The organism is Microbacterium sp. SL75 (assembly GCF_026625865.1).
Classification (GTDB): domain Bacteria; phylum Actinomycetota; class Actinomycetes; order Actinomycetales; family Microbacteriaceae; genus Microbacterium.
Map to the genome: position 1 here is coordinate 538907 of NZ_CP113067.1, position 18480 is coordinate 557386.

Annotated in this window: 21 protein-coding genes and 2 tRNA genes; 9 read left to right on the forward strand and 14 right to left on the reverse strand. The window is 70.6% G+C overall.

Annotation, left to right across the window (positions count from 1 at the left end; all coding sequences use genetic code 11):
• Window positions 1–21: 21 nt before the first annotated feature.
• Genes OVA17_RS02480 through OVA17_RS02490 form a run of 3 tightly spaced genes read right to left on the reverse strand, consistent with a single transcriptional unit; the run spans window position 22 to window position 1459 of the window.
• Window positions 22–342 (reverse strand): hypothetical protein, encoded by a 321-nt coding sequence (locus OVA17_RS02480; RefSeq protein ID WP_267787957.1) that lies wholly within the window; start codon window positions 340–342, stop codon window positions 22–24.
• Window positions 339–911, reverse strand: a complete 573-nt coding sequence (locus OVA17_RS02485; RefSeq protein WP_267787959.1) for a hypothetical protein — start codon at window positions 909–911, stop codon at window positions 339–341. Before OVA17_RS02485 ends, OVA17_RS02480 begins: the two co-directional genes overlap by 4 nt.
• Before the next feature lie 5 nt (window positions 912–916).
• Window positions 917–1459, reverse strand: a complete 543-nt coding sequence (locus OVA17_RS02490) for an RNA polymerase sigma factor (RefSeq protein ID WP_267787961.1) — start codon at window positions 1457–1459, stop codon at window positions 917–919.
• A gap of 253 nt (window positions 1460–1712) precedes the next feature.
• On the opposite strand from OVA17_RS02490, the gene OVA17_RS02495 reads away from it, so the two are divergent.
• From OVA17_RS02495 to OVA17_RS02510, 4 genes are all read left to right on the forward strand, one after another.
• Entirely contained in the window at window positions 1713–2555 is an 843-nt protein-coding gene (locus OVA17_RS02495) for an NAD-dependent epimerase/dehydratase family protein (protein WP_267787963.1), read from the forward strand.
• 59 nt (window positions 2556–2614) lie between these two features.
• Window positions 2615–2908, forward strand: a complete 294-nt coding sequence (locus tag OVA17_RS02500) for a hypothetical protein (RefSeq protein ID WP_267787965.1) — start codon at window positions 2615–2617, stop codon at window positions 2906–2908.
• 72 nt (window positions 2909–2980) lie between these two features.
• Window positions 2981–4390: a dihydrolipoyl dehydrogenase family protein gene (locus tag OVA17_RS02505; protein WP_267787967.1), complete on the forward strand. Its 1410-nt coding sequence runs from the start codon at window positions 2981–2983 to the stop codon at window positions 4388–4390.
• Window positions 4391–4402: 12 nt separating this feature from the next.
• The gene (locus OVA17_RS02510) at window positions 4403–5050 is read left to right on the forward strand and encodes a TetR/AcrR family transcriptional regulator (protein ID WP_267787968.1); all 648 of its coding nucleotides are present in this window, start codon (window positions 4403–4405) and stop codon (window positions 5048–5050) included.
• 226 nt (window positions 5051–5276) lie between these two features.
• On the opposite strand, the gene OVA17_RS02515 is transcribed toward OVA17_RS02510, so the two are convergent.
• A complete protein-coding gene (locus OVA17_RS02515; protein WP_267787969.1) occupies window positions 5277–6596 on the reverse strand; it encodes an MFS transporter in 1320 nt (439 codons plus the stop codon).
• A gap of 120 nt (window positions 6597–6716) precedes the next feature.
• Between OVA17_RS02515 and OVA17_RS02520 the strand changes: the two genes are divergently transcribed.
• The 4 genes from OVA17_RS02520 (at window position 6717) to OVA17_RS02535 (ending at window position 9288) form a co-directional block, all read left to right on the forward strand.
• A complete protein-coding gene (locus tag OVA17_RS02520) occupies window positions 6717–7109 on the forward strand; it encodes a PaaI family thioesterase (RefSeq protein ID WP_267787970.1) in 393 nt (130 codons plus the stop codon).
• 301 nt (window positions 7110–7410) lie between these two features.
• Window positions 7411–7926, forward strand: coding sequence for an RNA polymerase sigma factor (locus tag OVA17_RS02525; protein WP_210073230.1), 516 nt, complete (start codon window positions 7411–7413; stop codon window positions 7924–7926).
• Complete coding sequence (locus tag OVA17_RS02530) at window positions 7913–8908, forward strand: hypothetical protein (RefSeq protein WP_267787971.1); 996 nt, start codon at window positions 7913–7915, stop codon at window positions 8906–8908. Before OVA17_RS02525 ends, OVA17_RS02530 begins: the two co-directional genes overlap by 14 nt.
• On the forward strand, window positions 8905–9288 hold the full coding sequence (locus OVA17_RS02535) for a hypothetical protein (RefSeq protein ID WP_267787973.1): 384 nt from the start codon (window positions 8905–8907) through the stop codon (window positions 9286–9288). Before OVA17_RS02530 ends, OVA17_RS02535 begins: the two co-directional genes overlap by 4 nt.
• A gap of 7 nt (window positions 9289–9295) precedes the next feature.
• Here the strand turns inward: OVA17_RS02535 and OVA17_RS02540 are convergent, their stop codons facing one another.
• The gene (locus OVA17_RS02540; RefSeq protein WP_267787974.1) at window positions 9296–10216 is read right to left on the reverse strand and encodes an aldo/keto reductase; all 921 of its coding nucleotides are present in this window, start codon (window positions 10214–10216) and stop codon (window positions 9296–9298) included.
• 34 nt (window positions 10217–10250) lie between these two features.
• On the reverse strand, window positions 10251–11720 hold the full coding sequence (locus OVA17_RS02545) for an MFS transporter (protein ID WP_267787976.1): 1470 nt from the start codon (window positions 11718–11720) through the stop codon (window positions 10251–10253).
• Between the two features lie 158 nt (window positions 11721–11878).
• On the opposite strand from OVA17_RS02545, the gene OVA17_RS02550 reads away from it, so the two are divergent.
• Window positions 11879–12082 (forward strand): zf-TFIIB domain-containing protein, encoded by a 204-nt coding sequence (locus OVA17_RS02550; RefSeq protein ID WP_267787978.1) that lies wholly within the window; start codon window positions 11879–11881, stop codon window positions 12080–12082.
• Between the two features lie 121 nt (window positions 12083–12203).
• On the opposite strand, the gene OVA17_RS02555 is transcribed toward OVA17_RS02550, so the two are convergent.
• From OVA17_RS02555 to OVA17_RS02590, 8 genes are all read right to left on the reverse strand, one after another.
• Complete coding sequence (locus OVA17_RS02555) at window positions 12204–13370, reverse strand: thiolase family protein (RefSeq protein ID WP_267787979.1); 1167 nt, start codon at window positions 13368–13370, stop codon at window positions 12204–12206.
• A 3-nt stretch (window positions 13371–13373) separates the two neighbouring features.
• Entirely contained in the window at window positions 13374–14012 is a 639-nt protein-coding gene (locus OVA17_RS02560; RefSeq protein WP_210073215.1) for a 3-oxoacid CoA-transferase subunit B, read from the reverse strand.
• The gene (locus tag OVA17_RS02565) at window positions 14009–14752 is read right to left on the reverse strand and encodes a 3-oxoacid CoA-transferase subunit A (RefSeq protein ID WP_267787981.1); all 744 of its coding nucleotides are present in this window, start codon (window positions 14750–14752) and stop codon (window positions 14009–14011) included. Before OVA17_RS02565 ends, OVA17_RS02560 begins: the two co-directional genes overlap by 4 nt.
• A 112-nt stretch (window positions 14753–14864) precedes the next feature.
• Window positions 14865–15626, reverse strand: a complete 762-nt coding sequence (locus tag OVA17_RS02570; RefSeq protein ID WP_267787982.1) for an IclR family transcriptional regulator domain-containing protein — start codon at window positions 15624–15626, stop codon at window positions 14865–14867.
• 96 nt (window positions 15627–15722) lie between these two features.
• A tRNA-Met gene (locus OVA17_RS02575) sits at window positions 15723–15796 on the reverse strand.
• 34 nt (window positions 15797–15830) lie between these two features.
• Window positions 15831–15902, reverse strand: a tRNA-Thr gene (locus tag OVA17_RS02580).
• A 67-nt stretch (window positions 15903–15969) separates the two neighbouring features.
• Window positions 15970–17400: a M23 family metallopeptidase gene (locus OVA17_RS02585; protein ID WP_267787984.1), complete on the reverse strand. Its 1431-nt coding sequence runs from the start codon at window positions 17398–17400 to the stop codon at window positions 15970–15972.
• Between the two features lie 253 nt (window positions 17401–17653).
• Window positions 17654–18451, reverse strand: a complete 798-nt coding sequence (locus tag OVA17_RS02590) for an inositol monophosphatase family protein (protein ID WP_210073201.1) — start codon at window positions 18449–18451, stop codon at window positions 17654–17656.
• Between the last annotated feature and the right edge of the window lie 29 nt (window positions 18452–18480).

Here is an 18480-nt window from a genome sequence, read left to right on the forward strand (position 1 = left end):
CGCTTCTCGGCCGGAACCCGCTCAGGAAGGCGGGGCGACCAGGCGCGCTACGCGGACCCGGATCGAAGACGGGGTCTCGTCCTCGCCGGCGCCGCGCGCCGCGGTGGCGACGGCGGCCGCGACCACGGCAGCGTCGTCGTCGGAGGAGACGCCGATGCAGACGGTGATGGCACGGGTGCCGCCGGATTCCTCGACCTCGGCGAGAGAACCCTCGACGTCGGTGACGTGCTCGACGGCGCGGGCTAAGACCGGACGCGCCGAATAGCACTCGCGCACACCCTCGACGGCGGTCACGGCCAGATCGATGCGGGGCGCCAGCTCCGCTGCGGAGATGGTCGTCATGAATCTTCCCCCTCGTCGAGGTGGACGTCGCCGACGGTCACGTCCACGCGTCCGACCCGAAGGTCGCCGTGTCGCTGGATGGCCGAGCGGATGCCTTCGCGCATCTCCTCGACCGCGGGGCTCATCGCGCGACCGAAGCGCACGCTGACCGTCACGCGGACGTCGAGAGGAGCGTCGGGTTCCGGCTGATCGAGTCGGACGCGTCCCATCAGCAGTCCTTCGATTCCGTCTCCGACCGTGCGGATGAGCTCGTAGAGAGCACCTTCGGTCACGACCAGCTCGGTGCCGTCGTCGGCGCGCGCAAGCGGGATGTCTCGGCCCGCTCGGAACTCGCGCATGACCTCGCGCATGATGCTGTCGTACCAGGACTCCGAGATCGGCTCCGCCGCCTGCTCGTCCACGATCTCGCGGGAGAGTCGCCCCATCCGCTCCATCGACGCCAGAACCGCCTGGCACTGCGCGTTGCGCTCGATCGCCGGGATGCGGGGGATGCGTCCGCGATCGAGGTAGGCGGAGAGGTCTTCGAGGGAGTAGCCCGACCCCCCGATGTCATCGTTGTGCTCGCTCACTGGGGTCACCTCCACTCCTCCATGCGTTCCAACACCGTCTTCCTGGCTCGCGCGAGGCGTCCGCGCACGGTGGCGGCGGATTCGCCGACCTCGACGGCGATCTCGTCGTAGCTGTGCCCGCCGACCTCGCGGAGCACCCACACCACACGCAGCTCCTCGGGGAGCTCTCCGAGGATCTTCTTGAGCGCGTCCATCTGCGACGATGCCACAACGGCGCGCTCCGGGTCGTCACGACCCGAGACCATCTCCTCGTCGATCTCCTCCGAGATCTTGCGGGAGCGGAGGCGGTCGGTGGCCTTGCGCGACACGATCGTCGTGAGCCAGCTTCGCACCTTCTCAGGGTCGGTGAGATCCGGAAGACGTCGCCACGCCGTGATGAGCGCCTCCTGCACGCAATCGTCGGCATCGGCCCGCGAGCCGGTCAGCCTGGTCGCGAACGCGACGAGGAACGGCGCGTGCCGTCTCACCAGCACCCCGAAGGCGATCTGGTCGCCGTCAGCCGCACGCGACGCGAGAAACGCGTCGGTGGCGGAGGACAAAGAGGGCATCGAGGTTCCTGTCGGCGATCGTTCGCGTCGGACCGTGACATTTCACGAATCGACAGCGTCCACATAGCGAAACACCCCGGGCCCCCACGGCGCCGGGATCTTGACGAATGGACCTTCCGCGTGGCAGGACGTTCCGCCCGCGGGATCGGTACACGCCGACCGCGCGGCGTCTTCGGTCGGGGCGGTCAACCCACCCGCCCGATGTCGGTGGGCGCCGATATCGTCGATCCCACCCCGACCCCGAAGGACACTCATGCGCATCGCCCTCACCGGTTCGTCCGGAAAGCTCGGCACCGTCGTCGCACGCGAGCTGCGTTCCGCCGGCCACGACGTCATCGGCCTCGATGTCCGCGGCGAGCGCGGCCCGGGCTTCGTCCAGGTCGACCTCACCGACTACGGCCAGGTCGTCGACGCCCTGACCGCGGTGAACGACCAGCACGACGGCTTCGACGCCCTCGTGCACCTCGCTGCGATCCCGGCGCCCGGCATCCGCTCCGACATCGCCACTTTCCACAACAACATGACGAGCACCTTCAACGTCTTCTGGGCGGCCACGCGTCTGGGCATCCACAAGATCGTCTACGCCTCGAGCGAGACCGTGCTGGGCTTGCCCTTCGACGTGCCGCCTCCGTACATCCCCGTCGACGAGGAGTACGCGCCGAGGCCCGAGTCGGTCTACTCCCTCGTGAAGACCCTCGAGGAACGCTTGGCGGTGGAGCTGGTGCGCTGGAACCCCGACCTGTCGATCACGGCGCTGCGGTTCTCGAACGTGATGGTCCCCGAGGACTACGCCGAATTCCCCTTCGACGACGACGCGCGCACCCGGAAGTGGAACCTGTGGGGCTATATCGACGCCCGCGACGGAGCACAGGCCGTGGAGAGCGCTCTCCAGACCGCCCCGGCCGGCTTCGACACCTTCATCATCGCGGCGGCCGACACGGTCATGACGCGCCCCAACGCCCAACTCGTGGCCGAGGTGTTCCCGGGGGTCGCGATCCACGGCGACCTGGGCGAGAACACGACGCTTCTCTCGATCGACAAGGCGCGCCGGCTGCTCGGGTACGAGCCGCGGCACTCCTGGCGAGACGGGCGCTGACGGCGCACGCCCGGGCTCGTCCCGGCCCCGCGCCCCTCCCCGCGTGACAGACTCACCGGATGGACGCCGACGCACGCACTCCCTCTTCTTCGCCGACGCCCGCGATGGATGAGCCGGTCATCCCCCTGCCGAACGCGCGAGAGAAAGAAGTCAGCTTCGTCGCGCGCAGCGGCGCCGTGGTCACACTGCGCCTCATCGACACGGGACGCTTCGAGCTCAAGCTCGATACGCGAGGGGACTACACGGCCGTGCTCCTGCACGACGGCCACTCCTTCGAGCTTCACCCCGCCCCCGGCGTCCACGCCCTGGGCGGCACGGGCCTCACGCCCACCCAGATCTACGAGGGGTTCTGACCCGCGGCGCAAGCCCCGAGGTCAGGTCGTCGGCGCGGGATTGACTGGGGCTCTCGACCCGGGAGGACCACCGTGAGCCACGACGCCGACAGCTATGACATCGCCGTGATCGGAGCCGGTCCCGCCGGGACCGCCGCCGCCCTTCGCGCCGCAGAACTCGGCGCATCCGTCGTCGTCCTCGAGGCCGGTCGTGTCGGCGGCACCTGCGTCAACACCGGGTGCGTACCCACGCGCGTCCTCGCGAAGGCCGCGCGCCTCATGCGCGAGACCCGCTCCGCCGACGACTACGGCATCGTGGTGGAAGAGCCCCGCGTCGATTGGTCGGCCGTGGTCTCCAGGGTGCATGAGCGGGTGGATGCCGTGCGCTCGATCAAACGAGAGGCCGAACGCTTCGCCGAGGCCGGGGTGGATCTCGTGCAGGAGGGACGTGCGCGCTTCGCGGACGAGCACACTCTCGTCCTCGACAGCGGTCGACGAATCCGCGCGGACTCGATCCTCGTCTGCGTGGGCGGCCATTCCCGTCGCCTGCCGATCCCCGGGGCCGAGCTCGCAACGGTTCCCGAAGACGTGCTCACCCTCGCCGAGCTGCCCCGGCGCGTCGTGGTCATCGGTGCGGGCAACACCGGCGCACAACTGGTGACGGTGTTCCGCTCGTTCGGCTCGGAGGTCACGCTGCTCGATGTCGCACCTCGGGTGCTCATGGCATCCGATGCCTCCATCTCGCGCGTGATCGCCGAATCGCTCACGGAGCACGGGGTCGACGTACGCACGGGGATCGAGACGGTCGAGCGCATCGACCGCGCCGAGGACGGCTCGCTCACCCTCGCCTGGCGCGAGGACGGCGCATCGCGCACCGTCGATGCCGAGGTCGTCATCATGGCGACCGGATGGCCCGCCGATGTCGAAGACCTCGGCCTCGAGAACGCCGGGGTCCAGGTCGAGCGCTCCGCGATCCCGGTCGACCGCTACTTCCGCACGATCGTGCCGCACATCCTCGCCGTCGGCGACGCGAACGGCCGCGACATGCTCGTGCAGGCGGCGCAGTTCGAGGGCGAAGCGGCGGCCGAGAACGCCGTGCTCGGCGCCAACCGGCGAACGCCCCACCACCTTCTCCCCGCGGGCGGTTTCACCGACCCCGACTACGCGGGCGTCGGCCTCACCGAGGAGCAGGCGCGTGACCGCGACCCCTCGTGCGTCGTGGCGACTGCGCGTTTCGCCGATCTCGACCGTGCGGTGATCGACGACCGGGAACGCGGGTTCCTCATGCTCATCTCCGATCGTCGCCGCGAGCTCGTGCTCGGGGCTCACGCGGTGGGGGAGAACGCCGTAGAGGTCATCCAATCGGTGACCACCGCGATGGCGGCCGGCATCGACGTCTCGACCCTCGCCGGTGTGCGCTTCGCCTACCCGACGTACAGTGCCGTGATCGGAAACGCGGCGCGTGCTCTGCTGCACGCGGACTCCCCCGCTCTGCTGGAGTGACACACTGAATCCGTGCCCGCCGATCCCGTGACGACGCCCGCGACCGCCGACGACTCCGGCGCGTCCGCCGAGGCCCCCGCGCGCCGGGGGCGTCCGGGCTACGACCGCGAGGGTCTGCTCGCCGTGGCCGTGCAGCTCTTCAACGAGCAGGGGTACGACGCGACGAGCGTGTCCGACCTCGCCCGCCGACTCGGGCTGACGAAGTCCGCGCTGTACCATCACTTCTCCTCGAAAGAGGAGTTGCTGGCCGTGGCGCTCGAGGCGGCTCTCGGCGGGCTCGAGGCCGTGCTCGATGAGCCCGGCGCCCGCGAGGGCGCGGCATCCGATCGCCTCCGCTTCGTGCTCACCGGGGCGACCGACGTCCTGGTGGCGCAGCTTCCCGCGGTCACCCTGCTCCTGCGGGTCCGGGGCAACAGCGAGGTCGAGCAGGCCGCCCTCGAGCGGCGGCGTCTCTTCGACCACCGCGTGACCGCCCTGGTCGCCGAAGCGCAGGCCGAGGGCGACGTGCGCGACGATGTCGACGCGGCGGTCGCCGCGCGTCTGCTTTTCGGCATGATCAACTCGGTCGTGGAGTGGTACCGCCCCGGCGGCGGCGTCGACGGCGACCGTCTCGGCGCCGACATCGTGCGCATCGCCCTCGACGGCCTCCGTACCGCCTGACCCGGTGCTCTGCCCCGCCGGGTCGCGCCGCGGCAGGCGCACATCCCTGGTCCGTCCTGCGGATACCGTGGCGGCACGCCGCCACCGGCGACCCGGCATGCCGACGGAGGGCGACGAAGTCCGCGGTACGGCGCACCGTCCCCTCGGCCGACGCCGACGAACTCCTCCCGGCGGCGCGTGACGGGGCCCCTCGCCGACGCGAAGGGCCCCGTCACGGCATCCGGGATCACGCCCGCAGGTCGACGCCCTTCGTCTCTTTGATGAGCGAGACAGCACCGAGAGAGACGAGTGCGGCGACCGCGATGTAGAGGCCGATCGTCCACGAGGCGCCCGTGGAGCGCAGCAGCGCCTCGGCGATCATCGGCGCGAAGGCCCCACCCATGATGGCGCCCAGCGCGTAGCCGATCGAGACGCCCGAGTAGCGGACGTTCGCGGGGAACATCTCGGCGTAGAGCGCCGCCTGCGGCCCGTACGACAGCCCGAGGCCGAGGGTCATCACGAACAGCGCGACGAAGTACCAGAAGATGTTCGCGGTGTCGATGAGGAACCACATCGGTACGGCCCAGATCGCCAGCAGCAGGTAGCCGAGCTGGAAGGTGCGGATGCGCCCCAAGCGGTCAGACAGCCGGCCGCCCCACAGGGTGAAACCGAGCCAGCCGAAGGATGCCAGGGTCGTCGCCAGCAGCACGGTCGGGCGTTCCATCCCGAGGGTCGAGACCGAGTAGGTGGCGAAGAACGCGATGAGCAGGTAGCCGGCGGCGTTGTTGCCGATGAACACGAAGGCCGTCAGGGCGACCTCGCGCCAGTTCTTGCGGAAAAGCTGCCCGAGCGGGGCGGAGGACTCCTTGCGGCGGCGCACGAGGTCTTCGAACACCGGGCTCTCCTCCACCGCGCGGCGGATGAGGTAGCCGACGACGATGAGCACGATCGAGAACAGGAACGGCACACGCCACCCCCAGGCGAGGAAGGCCTCGGCCGACATCGACGAGGTGAGGATCCACAGGGTCGCGGTGGCCAGGATCATCCCCACCGGGACGCCGATCTGCGGGTACGCCCCGAAGTACCCGCGACGGTGGACGGGGGCGTGCTCGACCGAGAGCAGCGCCGCACCACCCCACTCGCCGCCGGCCGAGAAGCCCTGCAACACCCGCAGCAGGATGAGCAGGACGGGGGCGGCCACACCGATCGCGGCGTAGGTCGGCAGCACCCCGATGAGGGCCGTCGACACGCCCATCATGACGAGCGTCAGCACGAGCATCTTCTTCCGGCCGAGGCGGTCGCCGAGCCATCCGGCGACGACGGCGCCGAGCGGGCGGAAGAGGAACGAGATACCGATCGTGGCGAACGAGAGCACCTGGGCGATCGCGGGGTCGCTCTGCGCGAGGGGCGCGAGGAACAGGGGCGCGAGCACGAGCCCGGCCGCCTGGGCGTAGATGAAGAAGTCGTACCACTCGATCGAGGTGCCCACGAGGGTCCCGGCGAGCACACGCCGTTCCTCTCGTTTCATCCCGGTGGCAGGGGCGGATGCCGAGGTCAGCGTGGCCATGAGAACTCCGTCGTTCTGTGGGGCAGGTGAAAAACTCGTTCGGCACCGTTACCGACCGAGCGTTCAGTAATAGTGTCAGAGGGATGCGCCCCCGACAAGAGGGCGCCGGAAGGAGCCTCCATGACGCCCTGGACCATCACCCCCGGCGCCCTCGACGAACGTCTCGGCATCATCGTGACCGAACAGTCCGCGGATCGGGTCTGCGCATCGATGCCCGTCCGAGGGAACACGCAATCGCTCGGTCGTCTGCACGGCGGCGCGACGGCCGCTCTGTCCGAGGCGGTGGGATCGTGGGCGGCCATGATCCATGCCTCGACCCTGGGCATGGTCTGCGTCGGTGTCGACCTGAACATCACGCACCATCGCGGGGCGAAAGACGGCCGCATCCACGCCGTGGCCACACCCGCCCACCGTGGTCGACGCATGGCCACCTACGACGTCCGCGTGGTCGACGACGAGGACCGCCTGATCGCCACGGCGCGGATCACCAACCTGCTGGTCGATCCCGCCTGATCGACGTCTGTCGTCTCACGGCGCGCACCGTCTCTGCCATTGTGGATCGCATGGAGAAGATCCGAGGGGTTGCGCCGCCCCCAAGCGGCGCAACCCCTCGCCCGTCGCCGTCAGACCCGAACATCGGACGACGGGCGTATGGGTGCCTTCTCGAAGCCGGAGTCGGCACCCACCCCCGCATATGTCGTGTCGGTCGTGGGCCGTTCCTTACACACCGACCCAGAATTCTTCTCCCGCGCGCCTCGGTAAGGTTCGCCGCCTCACCGACACAGCCCCGGTACACGCACGAGGAAAGACAGCGGTGACGGACGACGCAGATTTCGTGGCGCTCTTCCGTGAGCACTACACCGCCGTTCGGCGATTCGTCGAGCGGCGAGTGTCGGACCGCGAGGCCGCCGACGACCTCACGATGGAATGCTTCGAGATCGCGTGGCGCAAGCGCGACCCGCGCGAGCCGTTCGGTCTTCCGTGGCTGTACCGCACGGCGCGCAACCTCATCGCGAACGAGTACCGACGACGAGACCGGGAGGGGGCACTGTGGACGCACATCGAGGACCAGGTGCGCACCCTGTCGAACGAGTCAGAGGGCGAGATGATCGAGCGGCTCGTGGACGCGATCCGAGGACTCTCCGAGAAGGAGCGCGAGATCCTCTGGCTCACGTACTGGGAAGACCTGCCGGCCGCCGACGTCGGTGTCGTCGTCGGGGCGAGCGCGGGTACCGTGTGGACCCGGTTGAATCGTGTGCGCGCCAAACTCCGCCCGCTCCTTTCCGCAGCGCCCCTGTCCGCGGAGGAGGTGTTCGATGAACGACGATGAGCTCACCCGCGCGGTGCGCCGGCTCGACCCGGCGCGCACGCCCCTGGACGCCCCCATCCCCCTCGACGCCGAGCGCCGGGCTCGCGCTTTCGCCCGCACCGCGCGTCCGCCGCGCCGCCGACCCGCCTACGCCGCCTGGGGCTCAGCCGCTGCGGTCGTCGTCCTCGTGCTCGCGATCGTCACCGGAGTCCTGTGGATGCCGGGGAGCCCGGCATCCGCCCTCACCCCGGAACCACTCGTGTTCACCTCGATCTCGGAGGACGCGTCCCAGGTGATCGCGCAGGCGCAGGAGCGGTTGACCGACGGGTCGGGCCCCTCCTCACCCGAGCGACGGTCGCTTTCGCTCGGGTGGTACTACAGCGGTTCGCCCGACGAGGCCGAGGCGACGGTGTTCCGCCGCGAGTGGATCGACGTGCGGTGGAACGAGGACCTCTCCGGCTCGGTCGTGACGACGGCCGCAGAGGCCACCAACGCAGCGGGCGACACCGTCCCCACCGGCGATCCGACGCCCGGAACCGTGGTGGGCGACCTGCAGTTCGTGCAGAACCAGTTCTCGCCGCTCTCGCGCAACACCCCCGAGCCCACCGTCGAGGCGATGCGGGCTCTCGTGCTCACCTCGACCGGCGCCGGCGAGCAGTTGACGGCGGGCGACGCGATGCTCGGCGCCCGGGCGCTCCTGGGCGAGTGGACCCTCACCGGTGCCCAGCAGGCCGCTCTGCTCGAGGTGGTCGCTCAAGCCCCCGGGCTGCGCGTCGTCGGGACGGCGTTCGACCGACTCGGCCGCCCGGTCGTCGGTCTCGCCGCGGTACCGTCCGGGCTCACCACCTCCGAGGCGACGCTGCTGCTGTCCGCCGACACGGGCCGCATCGTCGGATTCGAATCCGAACTGCTCGCCGACAACGAGAACCTCAAACTACCCGCGGGCTCGATCACCGACTACACCCTCTGGGACGTCCTCGACAGAAAGGCCGAGACCGAATGACCTCGACAGACGAACTGCACCCCGACATCGCCGCGGCTCTCGCCCAGATCCCCGGCGGGGTCGTCATCGACTCCCATCACGCGGAGTGGCCGGAGCTGGGCATGACCATCGACGTCCCCTCCGACCACGAGGACGCCGTCGGCAGCTGCGCCACCGGGAACGTGTGCGCGTTCAGCGGGTCGAGCCTGTCGGGCACGCGGGTGTCGTACTCGACGTGCGGCACGTACTCCCCCAGCATCACCGTGCGTTCGATCGCCAACGCGCGCTCCGCCGGGTACCTGCAGGCCCGTTCCTCGTCGGGGTCGGTGCTCGCCACCGCGATCGCCACGTCATGGGCGAACGTCTCGGGCTCGGTCGCGACGCTGAACTGCGTGCCCTGACCCCCGGTCAGCGCCAGGGGCGCTCCGATCGGCGCTGCCAGTAGTCGACGGGGTCGGTCGCGAGCCTCCCCGCGGTGTCGACCGGTCGTGCACGCGCGCCTCGGCGCAGGTGCGCGAGCGTGGTCGCGCCGCTCAGCACGATGTCGGCCCAGGGCTGCGCCAACGCGGCACCGAGGGCGAAGACATCGGACGGCATTCCGGATGCCAGGGCCTCGAGGCGACTCCCCGATTCGGCGCGGGCGAGCTCGCCGTTGGCGAGGGCCTCTTTGACGACGATCGTCCACCCGGCGTCGTGGGCGTTCTGCAACGCGGGGGCGACCGAGGGCTCGAGGAGGTTCCACGTCGACTGCACGACCGAGAACGGGGAGTCCTCGAGCGCGAGGGCGGTGCGGATCACCTCGCCCTGGTGCGGGCCGCTGGTCGACAGGCCGACCCGCACGCCGCCGGCCCGCAGCCCGCGCAGCCGATCGAGCAGCTCGGTGTCGGCGAGAGCCGTGCTCTCGGGCGTCACCGAGTGGATCAGGTAGAAGTCGGGGGCCGACCCCAGGGCCTCGAGCGTCTCGGGCCACTGCCGGTCGAACATGGCGACCGAGTGCTCTTTGCGCTCGTGCACGGCGGCATCCATCTTCCATTCCCCGACGTAGGCGTAGCCCCACTTCGACCCCACGATGAGGTGCTCGCGCCGGCCCGGGTGGGCCGCGAGCCACGATCCCAGGAACTCCTCGGCCAGACCGTAGGAGCGGGCGGCGTCGACGTATCGGATGCCGAGCGCCCACGCCTCGTCGAGCAGCAGGTGCGCGCGCTCTCGCATCGCGTCGACAGTGCGCTCGGCGGGGTCACCGAGGTCGCTGTCGCGCGCGGTGGTGATGTAAGCCGGGCGGCCGACGGCGGCGAGGCCGAGACCCAGACGGGCGGAGGTGACGTGCATGCCTCGACGCTAGCGTCCGCGCGTATCGCCCGCTTCAGTGGCGACGCTGCCGGTGCACCTCGACCGCGCTGAGCAGGATGGCCGACCCCGAGAACACCACCGACACCGCGAGGGCGAGGGTCAGCGCGCGGGCGAAAGCGCCCGGGTCCCCCGCCGGATCCCCGGGGCCCGTAGCCTGCGCCGCACCCACGACCGCCAGCGCGAAGGTCGTCCCCAGCACCGTCTGTCCGATGGACGATCCCACCCGCTGAGCCGTCTGGACGACTCCGCCGGCGACGCCGCCTCGGCGGGGGTCGACATCGGCGAGGGTCAGCGTCTGGTTCGGGGTGACGATCGCCCCACCCGCGACCCCGAGGACGAACAGGGGCACGCACAGGCGCAGGATGACTCCCACCGGGTCGGTCGCGTCGGCACCGGACTGCACGAGGAGCCCCAGCACGATCGTGACCCCGGTGAACACCGCGACCGCGCCGACGAGCAGCGGGCGGCCCACGCGCGAGACGAAGCGCCCGGCCACGGGTGCTCCCACCACCGAGCCGATGGCGTAGGCCGTGACTCCCAGCCCCGACTGCAGAGCGGTGAAACCGAGGCCGTTCTGGTAGTACAGCGCGAGCACGAGGGGGATCCCGGTGTTGCTGCAGAAGAAGACGACGGCGAAGACGACACCCGTGACGAACGAGCGGACGCGGAACAGGCGCAGATCCAGCAGGGGCCCGGCATCCGCCTTCGTCAGGCGAGCTTCATGCCGCACCAGCGCGAAGAGGAACCCCGCGGCGGGGAGCAGGAGCAGGAGCGTCACGGGGCCGCCACCCTGGCCCGTCTCGACGATGGGGAACAGCAGGCACAGCACACCCCCGCCGAGCAGGAGCGCGCCGAGCAGATCGATCTGGCGAGCGGATGCCGTGGGAGACGGCTCATCGGCGGGAACCCACCGGCGAGCGAGCAGCACGGCCGCGATCCCGACCGGCACGTTGATGAAGAAGACCAGCCGCCAACCGATGTCGGGGCCACCAGCCGAGATGAGCAGACCCGCGATCACCGGACCGAGCGCCGTCCCCGCACCGACGGTGAGGCCGAGCCTGCCGAAGGCCCGCCCTCTCTCCCACGCGGGGAAGGCGTTCTGGATGAAGCCCGACACCTGCGGGCCCATCATGCCGCCGAACAGCCCCTGGACGACCCGGGCCGCGATGAGGAGCCCCGCGTTCGGCGCCAGACCGACAGCCGCACTGGCGGTCACGAACCCGAGCACGGCGATCGTGAAGATGCGCCGCCGACCCCGCTGGTCGCCCAGCCGTCCCCCGATGACGGGGACCAGTGCGAAGGCGAGCACGTAACCGGTCACGATCCACTGCAGCTCGTTCGGACCCGCCCCGGTGGAGCGCCCGATCGAGGGCAGGGCGACGTTGGTGACGCTGACGTCGAGGAGGGCGGCGAACTGCCCCATGAGCATGACCGACAGCGCGCTCCAGCGGCGAGGGTCGGGAGCGGGGGTGGATGCCGTCATGCGGCCTCCGCCACCGGAGCGGAGCCCGCGGCGACGCGAGGGATCGGCATGGGCCGAGCCTATGCCCGAGGCGACACGTCGGGGCCCGCGGCCTCTCCGGGGGAACACCGCGGCGACGCGGGGAGTTGTCCTCGGCAACGACCGACGAGTGGAACGCGATGACGTACAGAGACCCCTACGACGACACGGCGCAGCCGATCTGCCCCTCGTGCGGCGTGACGATGCACCCGCTTCTCGAGCAGGGCGGCGGCGCCGACGAGTGCCGCGAGTGCGGGTTCCAGCTGGAGTGGTCCGCCCCGGGGCACGTCCGCGACGACGACGATGACGACCGACCCCGCGACCGCTGGGCCGACGAGTCCTAGCCCCGAGCGACGCGTGTCGTCGCCGGAGCAGGTGGGCGACGAGAGCAGGCCGATTCCGTGCGGATCCACCTGCGCCCAGGGCAGCGCCCGTTCTCGTGGCGCGGATGCCGCGGCGGCGGCCTCAGCGTTCCAGGACGACCGCGAGACCCTGCCCGACACCGATGCAGATCGCGGCGACCGCGACACCCCCGCCTCGGCGCTTCAGCTCGTGCGCCGCGCGCGCGATGATGCGCCCGCCCGAGGCCCCCAGCGGGTGGCCGATCGCGATCGCTCCCCCGTTCTCGTTGAGGCGGGCGGGGTCGAGCTCGGTCCACAGCTTCGCGCACGCCAGGGTCTGCGACGCGAATGCCTCGTTGAGCTCGACGAACGACACGTCGGCCCAGGTCTTGCCGGCGCGGGCGAGGGCGCGGTTGGCCGCCTCGACCGGGGCGACACCGAACACATCGGGGTCGTTGCCGAATGCGGCCCGACCCGCGATGCGCGCGAGGGGCTCGGCATCCAGGATCCCCTCCGCTCCCAGCAGCACTGCCGAGGCCCCGTCGTTGATGGGAGAGGAGTTCCCCGCCGTGACCGTGCCGTCCTTGCGGAAGGCAGGTCGCAGACCCGCGAGCACCTCGGCGGTCGAATCGTCGCGGATGCCCTCGTCACGCGCGAGCGCGTGCCCCTCGACCTGCACGATCTCATCGTCGAAGCGTCCCTCTGCCCACGCAGCGGCAGCGAGACGGTGGCTGCGCGCGGCGAAAGCGTCCTGCTGCTCTCGAGAGATGTCGTAGATCTCGGCGAGCTTCTCGGCGCTCTCGCCGTTCGAGATCGTCCAGTCCGCCCTCAGACGCGGGTTGGTCATGCGCCAGCCGATCGAGGTGTTCCACATCGTCTGGTTCGCCGCGGGGAAGGGCCGCGGGCTCTTCTCGACCACGAAGGGGGCACGGGTCATCGACTCGACGCCGCCGGCGAGGACGACGTCGGCATCGCCGACCTCGATCGCGCGGGAGCCCTGGATCACGGCATCCAGCGACGATCCGCACAGCCGGTTGATCGTCGTCCCGGGCACCGACGAGGGAAAGCCCGCCAGGAGGGCGCCGAAACGCGCGACGTTGCGGTTGTCCTCCCCCGCCTGGTTCGCATCGCCGAAGATCACGTCTTCGATGCGCGCGGGGTCGATACCGGTGCGCTCGACGACGGATGCCATGACGGTGGCCGCCAGGTCGTCGGGGCGCACGTCGGCGAAGGCCTTGCCGTGGCGCGCGAAGGGGGTGCGGACGGCGTCGTAGACGAAGGATGCGGGCATGTCTCAGGCCTCCAGGCTCAGACCGAGCAGGGACTCGATCTCTTCGTGCGTGTTGTCGCCGAAAAGCTCCCGCACGCGGAAGCCGTCGGGGGTGACGTCGAAGACGCCGTGGTCGGTGTAGACCCGCGACACGCAGCCCACGCCCGTGAGGGGATAGCTGCAGGCGGCGACGAGCTTGGGCTCGCCGCCCTTGGTGAGCAGGTCGGTCATGACGTAGACGTCTTTCGCGCCGATCGCGAGGTCCATGGCGCCGCCCACCGCGGGGATGGCGCCGGGCTCGCCGGTCGACCAGTTGGCGAGATCGCCGCCGGCCGACACCTGGAACGCCCCCAGCACGCACACGTCGAGGTGCCCGCCGCGCATCATCGCGAACGAGTCGGCGTGGTGGAAGTACGCAGCCCCCGCGAGCGCGGTGACCGGCTGCTTGCCCGCGTTGATGAGGTCGGGGTCGATGCGCCCGCGCTCGGGAGCGGGGCCCATGCCGAGCATGCCGTTCTCGGTGTGCAGGACGATCTCGAGTCCCGCCGGCAGGTAGTCGGCGACCAGGGTCGGAGCACCGATGCCGAGGTTGACGACCGCGCCCTCGGGAATGTCGGATGCCACGCGGGCGGCGAGATCGCGCCGCGAGATGCGAGTTGTCATTTCTCCTCCTCGGATGCCAGAGCCCGGCCCTCGATGTCGACGCCGCCCACGAACGCGCCGTCGCGGAGCCATGCGCGCTCCCCGACCGCGACCACGCGATCGACGTAGAGCCCCGGGGTGACGACCGACTCGGGATCGAGCGAGCCGAGCTCGACGATCTCGTCGACCTGAACGATCGTGGTGGCCGCAGCCGCGGCCATGATGGGGCCGAAGTTGCGTGCGGTCTCGCGATAGACGAGGTTGCCCCAGCGGTCGGCGGCGCGGGCGCTGATCAGGGCGGCATCCGCACGGATGGGGTACTCGAGCACGTAGTCGCGGCCGTCGATGCGCCGCGTCTCTTTGCCCTCGGCGAGCTGCGTCCCGAAGCCGGTGGGGGTGAAGAACCCGCCGATGCCGGCGCCGGCGGCGCGGATGCGCTCGGCGAGATTGCCCTGCGGCACGAGCTCGAGCTCGACCTTGCCGTCGCGGTACAGCCCGTCGAAGACCCACGAGTCGCTCTGGCGCGGGAAGGAGCAGATCATCTTGCGCACCTGCCCGGCCGCGAGCAGCGCGGCCAAGCCGGTGTCGCCGTTGCCCGCGTTGTTGTTGACGACGGTGAGATCGCGCGCGCCGTGCGCGATGAGCGCGTCGATCAGCTCGACGGGCTGACCCGCGCGGCCGAAGCCGCCGATCATCACGGTCGCGCCGTCGGCGATCCCGGCGACGGCCGACGCGAGGTCGGGGACGGTCTTGTCGATCATGCGGAGCATCCTTGCTTGTTCGCCCTGCGTACACACGTACGTTATGCGAACAGGATACGCCGACCACCGCGAAGACGGCAAGGGAGGACCGCTGTGGGCCCGCTGCCGGGATTCAGACCAGGCGAAGGTCCGCGTCGATCTCGGCCGCGGCGGCCCGCAGTGCCGGCAGGCACCGCTCTCGCCACTCGTCCGCGCCACCGCGGGAACTGGCCGAGATGTTCACCGCCGCAACCACCGCCCCGGAGCGGTCGTGAACGGGCGCCGCGAGGGAGCGCAGCCCCTCTTCGAGCTCGCCGTCCACGAGAGCCCACCCCTGAGCACGCACCGCCTCGAGCTCGACGGCGATCGCATCGACGTCCGTCCGCGTGCGCGGGGTGAGAGGGGCCGGGTGCGAGGCGGCCACGATCTCTCGCGCGTCGGCGTCGGGAAGCGCCGCGAGCAGCACGCGCCCCATGCTGGTCGCGTAGGCGGGGAAACGCGTGCCGATCGTGATGCCGACGCTCATGATCCGTCGCGTGGGAACGCGGGCGACGTAGACGATGTCGGCCCCGTCGAGCACGGCCGACGAGACACTCTCCCCCACCTCGCGCGACAGACGCTCGAGATGCGGCTGGGCCAGCGCCGGCAGCGAGAGCGCAGAGAGATAGCTGAAGCCGAGCTCGAGAACGCGCGGCGTCAGCGAAAAGACCCGACCGTCGGCGCGCACGTAACCCAGGGTCTCGAGCGTCTGGAGGAACCGGCGGGCCGCGGCACGGGTCAGATCGGCGCGGCGGGCGACGTCGCTGAGGGTCAGCGCCGGGTTCTCGGCGTCGAAGGAGCGGATCACCTCAAGACCGCGAGCGAGGGATTGGACGAACTCTCCCGAATCACTCACGCGGCTCACCCTATCGGGGCGCCGTGAGGACCTCGTGCGGGAACGCGTCGGAGAGAAGCGAAAGCCGCCCCGGAGGACGGCTTTGCGGCGAATCTGTAGCGGGAGCGGGGCTTGAACCCGCGACCTCACGATTATGAGTCGTGCGCTCTCACCAACTGAGCTACCCCGCCGCACGGCATCCTGGATTCAGATGAGGATGCCTTGAGCCCCGAGTCAGGATTGAACTGACGACCCCTTCCTTACCATGGAAGTGCTCTGCCACTGAGCTATCGGGGCGTACCCGGATCGCTCCGGGCAACTAGAAGAGAATATCAGACCTCGACACTCTCTTACGAATCGAGCCTTAGCCGCCGGCGTGCTGACGCAGCCACGCGATGGGGTCGATCGGGGTCGTGCCGTTCTGGAGGATCTCGACGTGCGTGTGCGCGCCGAACGATCGACCCGTGTTGCCGGTGCGTCCGAGGAACTGGCCGACGTGCACCTTCTCGCCCGGGGTGACCTGGAGCGAGCCGTACTGCATGTGGCCGTAGCGGCTCGAGACGAGCTGTCCGTCGATCACGTGGTCGATCAGCACGGTCACCCCGAAGGCGCCACCCTGCTCGGTCGCGATACGGACGGTGCCGTCGGCGATCGCCTGCACGGGCGCACCCTCGCCGGGCACGAAGTCGGCACCCTCGTGGAAGCCGCCGTCGCGCATGCCGAAGCCGTACGAGATCGAGACGCCGACCGCGAAGGGCCATTGGATGGGCGACGTCGGATTGTTGACGTAGAAGTTCGTGGGGTACTTGATGCCCGAGTCGACGGCCATCTTGGAGTACGTGGTGGCGCTGTAGCCGTCGGCGCGGTCGACGACCGCGGCCTGCGACTGGGCCGGGGCGACGTACGCCTGGATCGCCCCGTCGGACGAGGCGACGTCTCCGCCGACCGCGAGACGCGTGGTCGCGGTGTCGGCGACCGGAGCGGTGATGCTGTCGGTGCCGCTCGCCGAGGCGATGGCGCTGACCGGCATGGTCATGCCCACGGTGAGGAGTCCGACGACGCCCATGACGCCGACCGAGAACGAGGTCGCGGCGATGCGGCGGACGTTGCGGCGGGTGCGGGGAGCGGCCGCGGCGGGCAGCCCCTCCGACACCGGCTCAGGAGCGGGGGTGACGGGAGCCGCCTGCTGCGTGGGCGTCTCGCCGGTGAAAGAGAACAGGCGCGCGGCGGTGGCGAATTCATCGGCCACGGTGTCGTCAGCGGGGAACGCGGCGGCGACGGGCTGCTCGATAGCGGCCTGTTCGAGCGGCTTCGACGCGCGCGCCGCGGCCGGCTCGGCGGCAGCGACGACCGGCTCGGCCACAGCCTCGTCGGCGGTCGAGTCGAGGATGACCGACGCCTGGGGGCGACGGCGCGACCGACGGCTCACGGGAAGAGTGATGGGCGAGGTCGGAAGGGACACCGGGGTGGTGGCGACGGCGCCGTCCGCGCTCTGCAGGATGACGGCGACGTCGTCGGCACGACGCTGCTCGTCGACGACGGTGACGTCGAGGGCGTCGGAGGCCGCGGCATCCGGAGTCTGCTCGGCGGGAGCCGCGGCGGCGGCGCGAGGCGGCAGCGTGGGCTCGATGGTCGCGGCGATGACGGTGCCGACGACGGCAGCGGCGACGCTCTCGATCAGCTCGGACTGAGAGGCGGCGTCGGCGTCGACCGGGGCGGGGTCGGCGCCCTGCGGCTCGGCGGCGGGGGCCTCGAGCGTGGCGACGGGGGTCTCGCTCGCGGAGCGACGGCGCATCTCGGCTCGGGTCAGCCGGGGGGTCGTCTCGGGAGCGGGCGTGGGGAGGGGGCGACGAGACCGTCGGGTGACGGCGGGCTCAGTCTCAGAGGCTTCTGACGGCAACGCGGAAGGGCTCTCGTGTCGTGTCGCGAACGCGACGGCTTCGGGCTGTAGGGGCTTGGCCATCTCCGCAGGTTCGGGTTGCGGAAGATAACGAACTGGTAAACACCCTACCTCGGCTGATCTGAGAATGCCATGGGCGCGGCCCCTGTCACCGCTCGTAGTCGAGGAGCGGCTCGAGACGGCGGTAGAACTCCGGCCCCGCGGCGATCACCATGCCGTTGCCGGGGCGTCCGCCGGGCGCTCCCCCGACGACTCCGCCCGCTTCGGCGACCAGCAGCGCGCCGGCGGCGTGATCCCACGGCTGCGTGCCGCGCTCGTAATACGCGTCGACGCGACCGGCGGCCACCGAGGCCAGATCGAGGGACGCCGCGCCGATACGGCGCACGTCACGGGCGATCGGCATGACACGCGACAGCTGCTCCAGGGCCGGACCGTGGGTCTCGGGGTTATACCCGAAACCGGTGGCGACGAGTCCCCCGGCGGGGCCCACCTCGGCGACCGACAGGCGCTGGTCGCCGAGCCAGGCACCTCCACCGCGCGAGGCACGGAAGAGCTCGCCCGTCACGGGGTTGAAGACCGCCCCGGCGAGCGCGGTCCACGACGCGGTCTCAGCGGTGCCCTCGACAGCGGCGATGCTCACGGCCCAGGCCGGGATTCCGTAGGCGTAGTTGACGGTGCCGTCGATCGGGTCGACAACCCACGTGATGCCGCTCGTTCCCTCTTCGGCCCCGGATTCCTCGCCGAAGAAGCCGTCGTCCGGACGCTCTCGCGCGAGCTCCGCGCGAATGAAGGCCTCGACCTCGCGGTCGGCGGCGGTGACGATGTCGGCGGCGGCCGATTTGGTCGCGGCGACCGTCACGCCCTCGCGACGGCGACGGTGGGCGAGTTCACCGGCCTCCCGAGCGATACGCGTGGCGATCTCAAGCAGGTCGGCTGCGGAAGTCATGGCATCCAGGCTACGTGCGCCACCCCCTT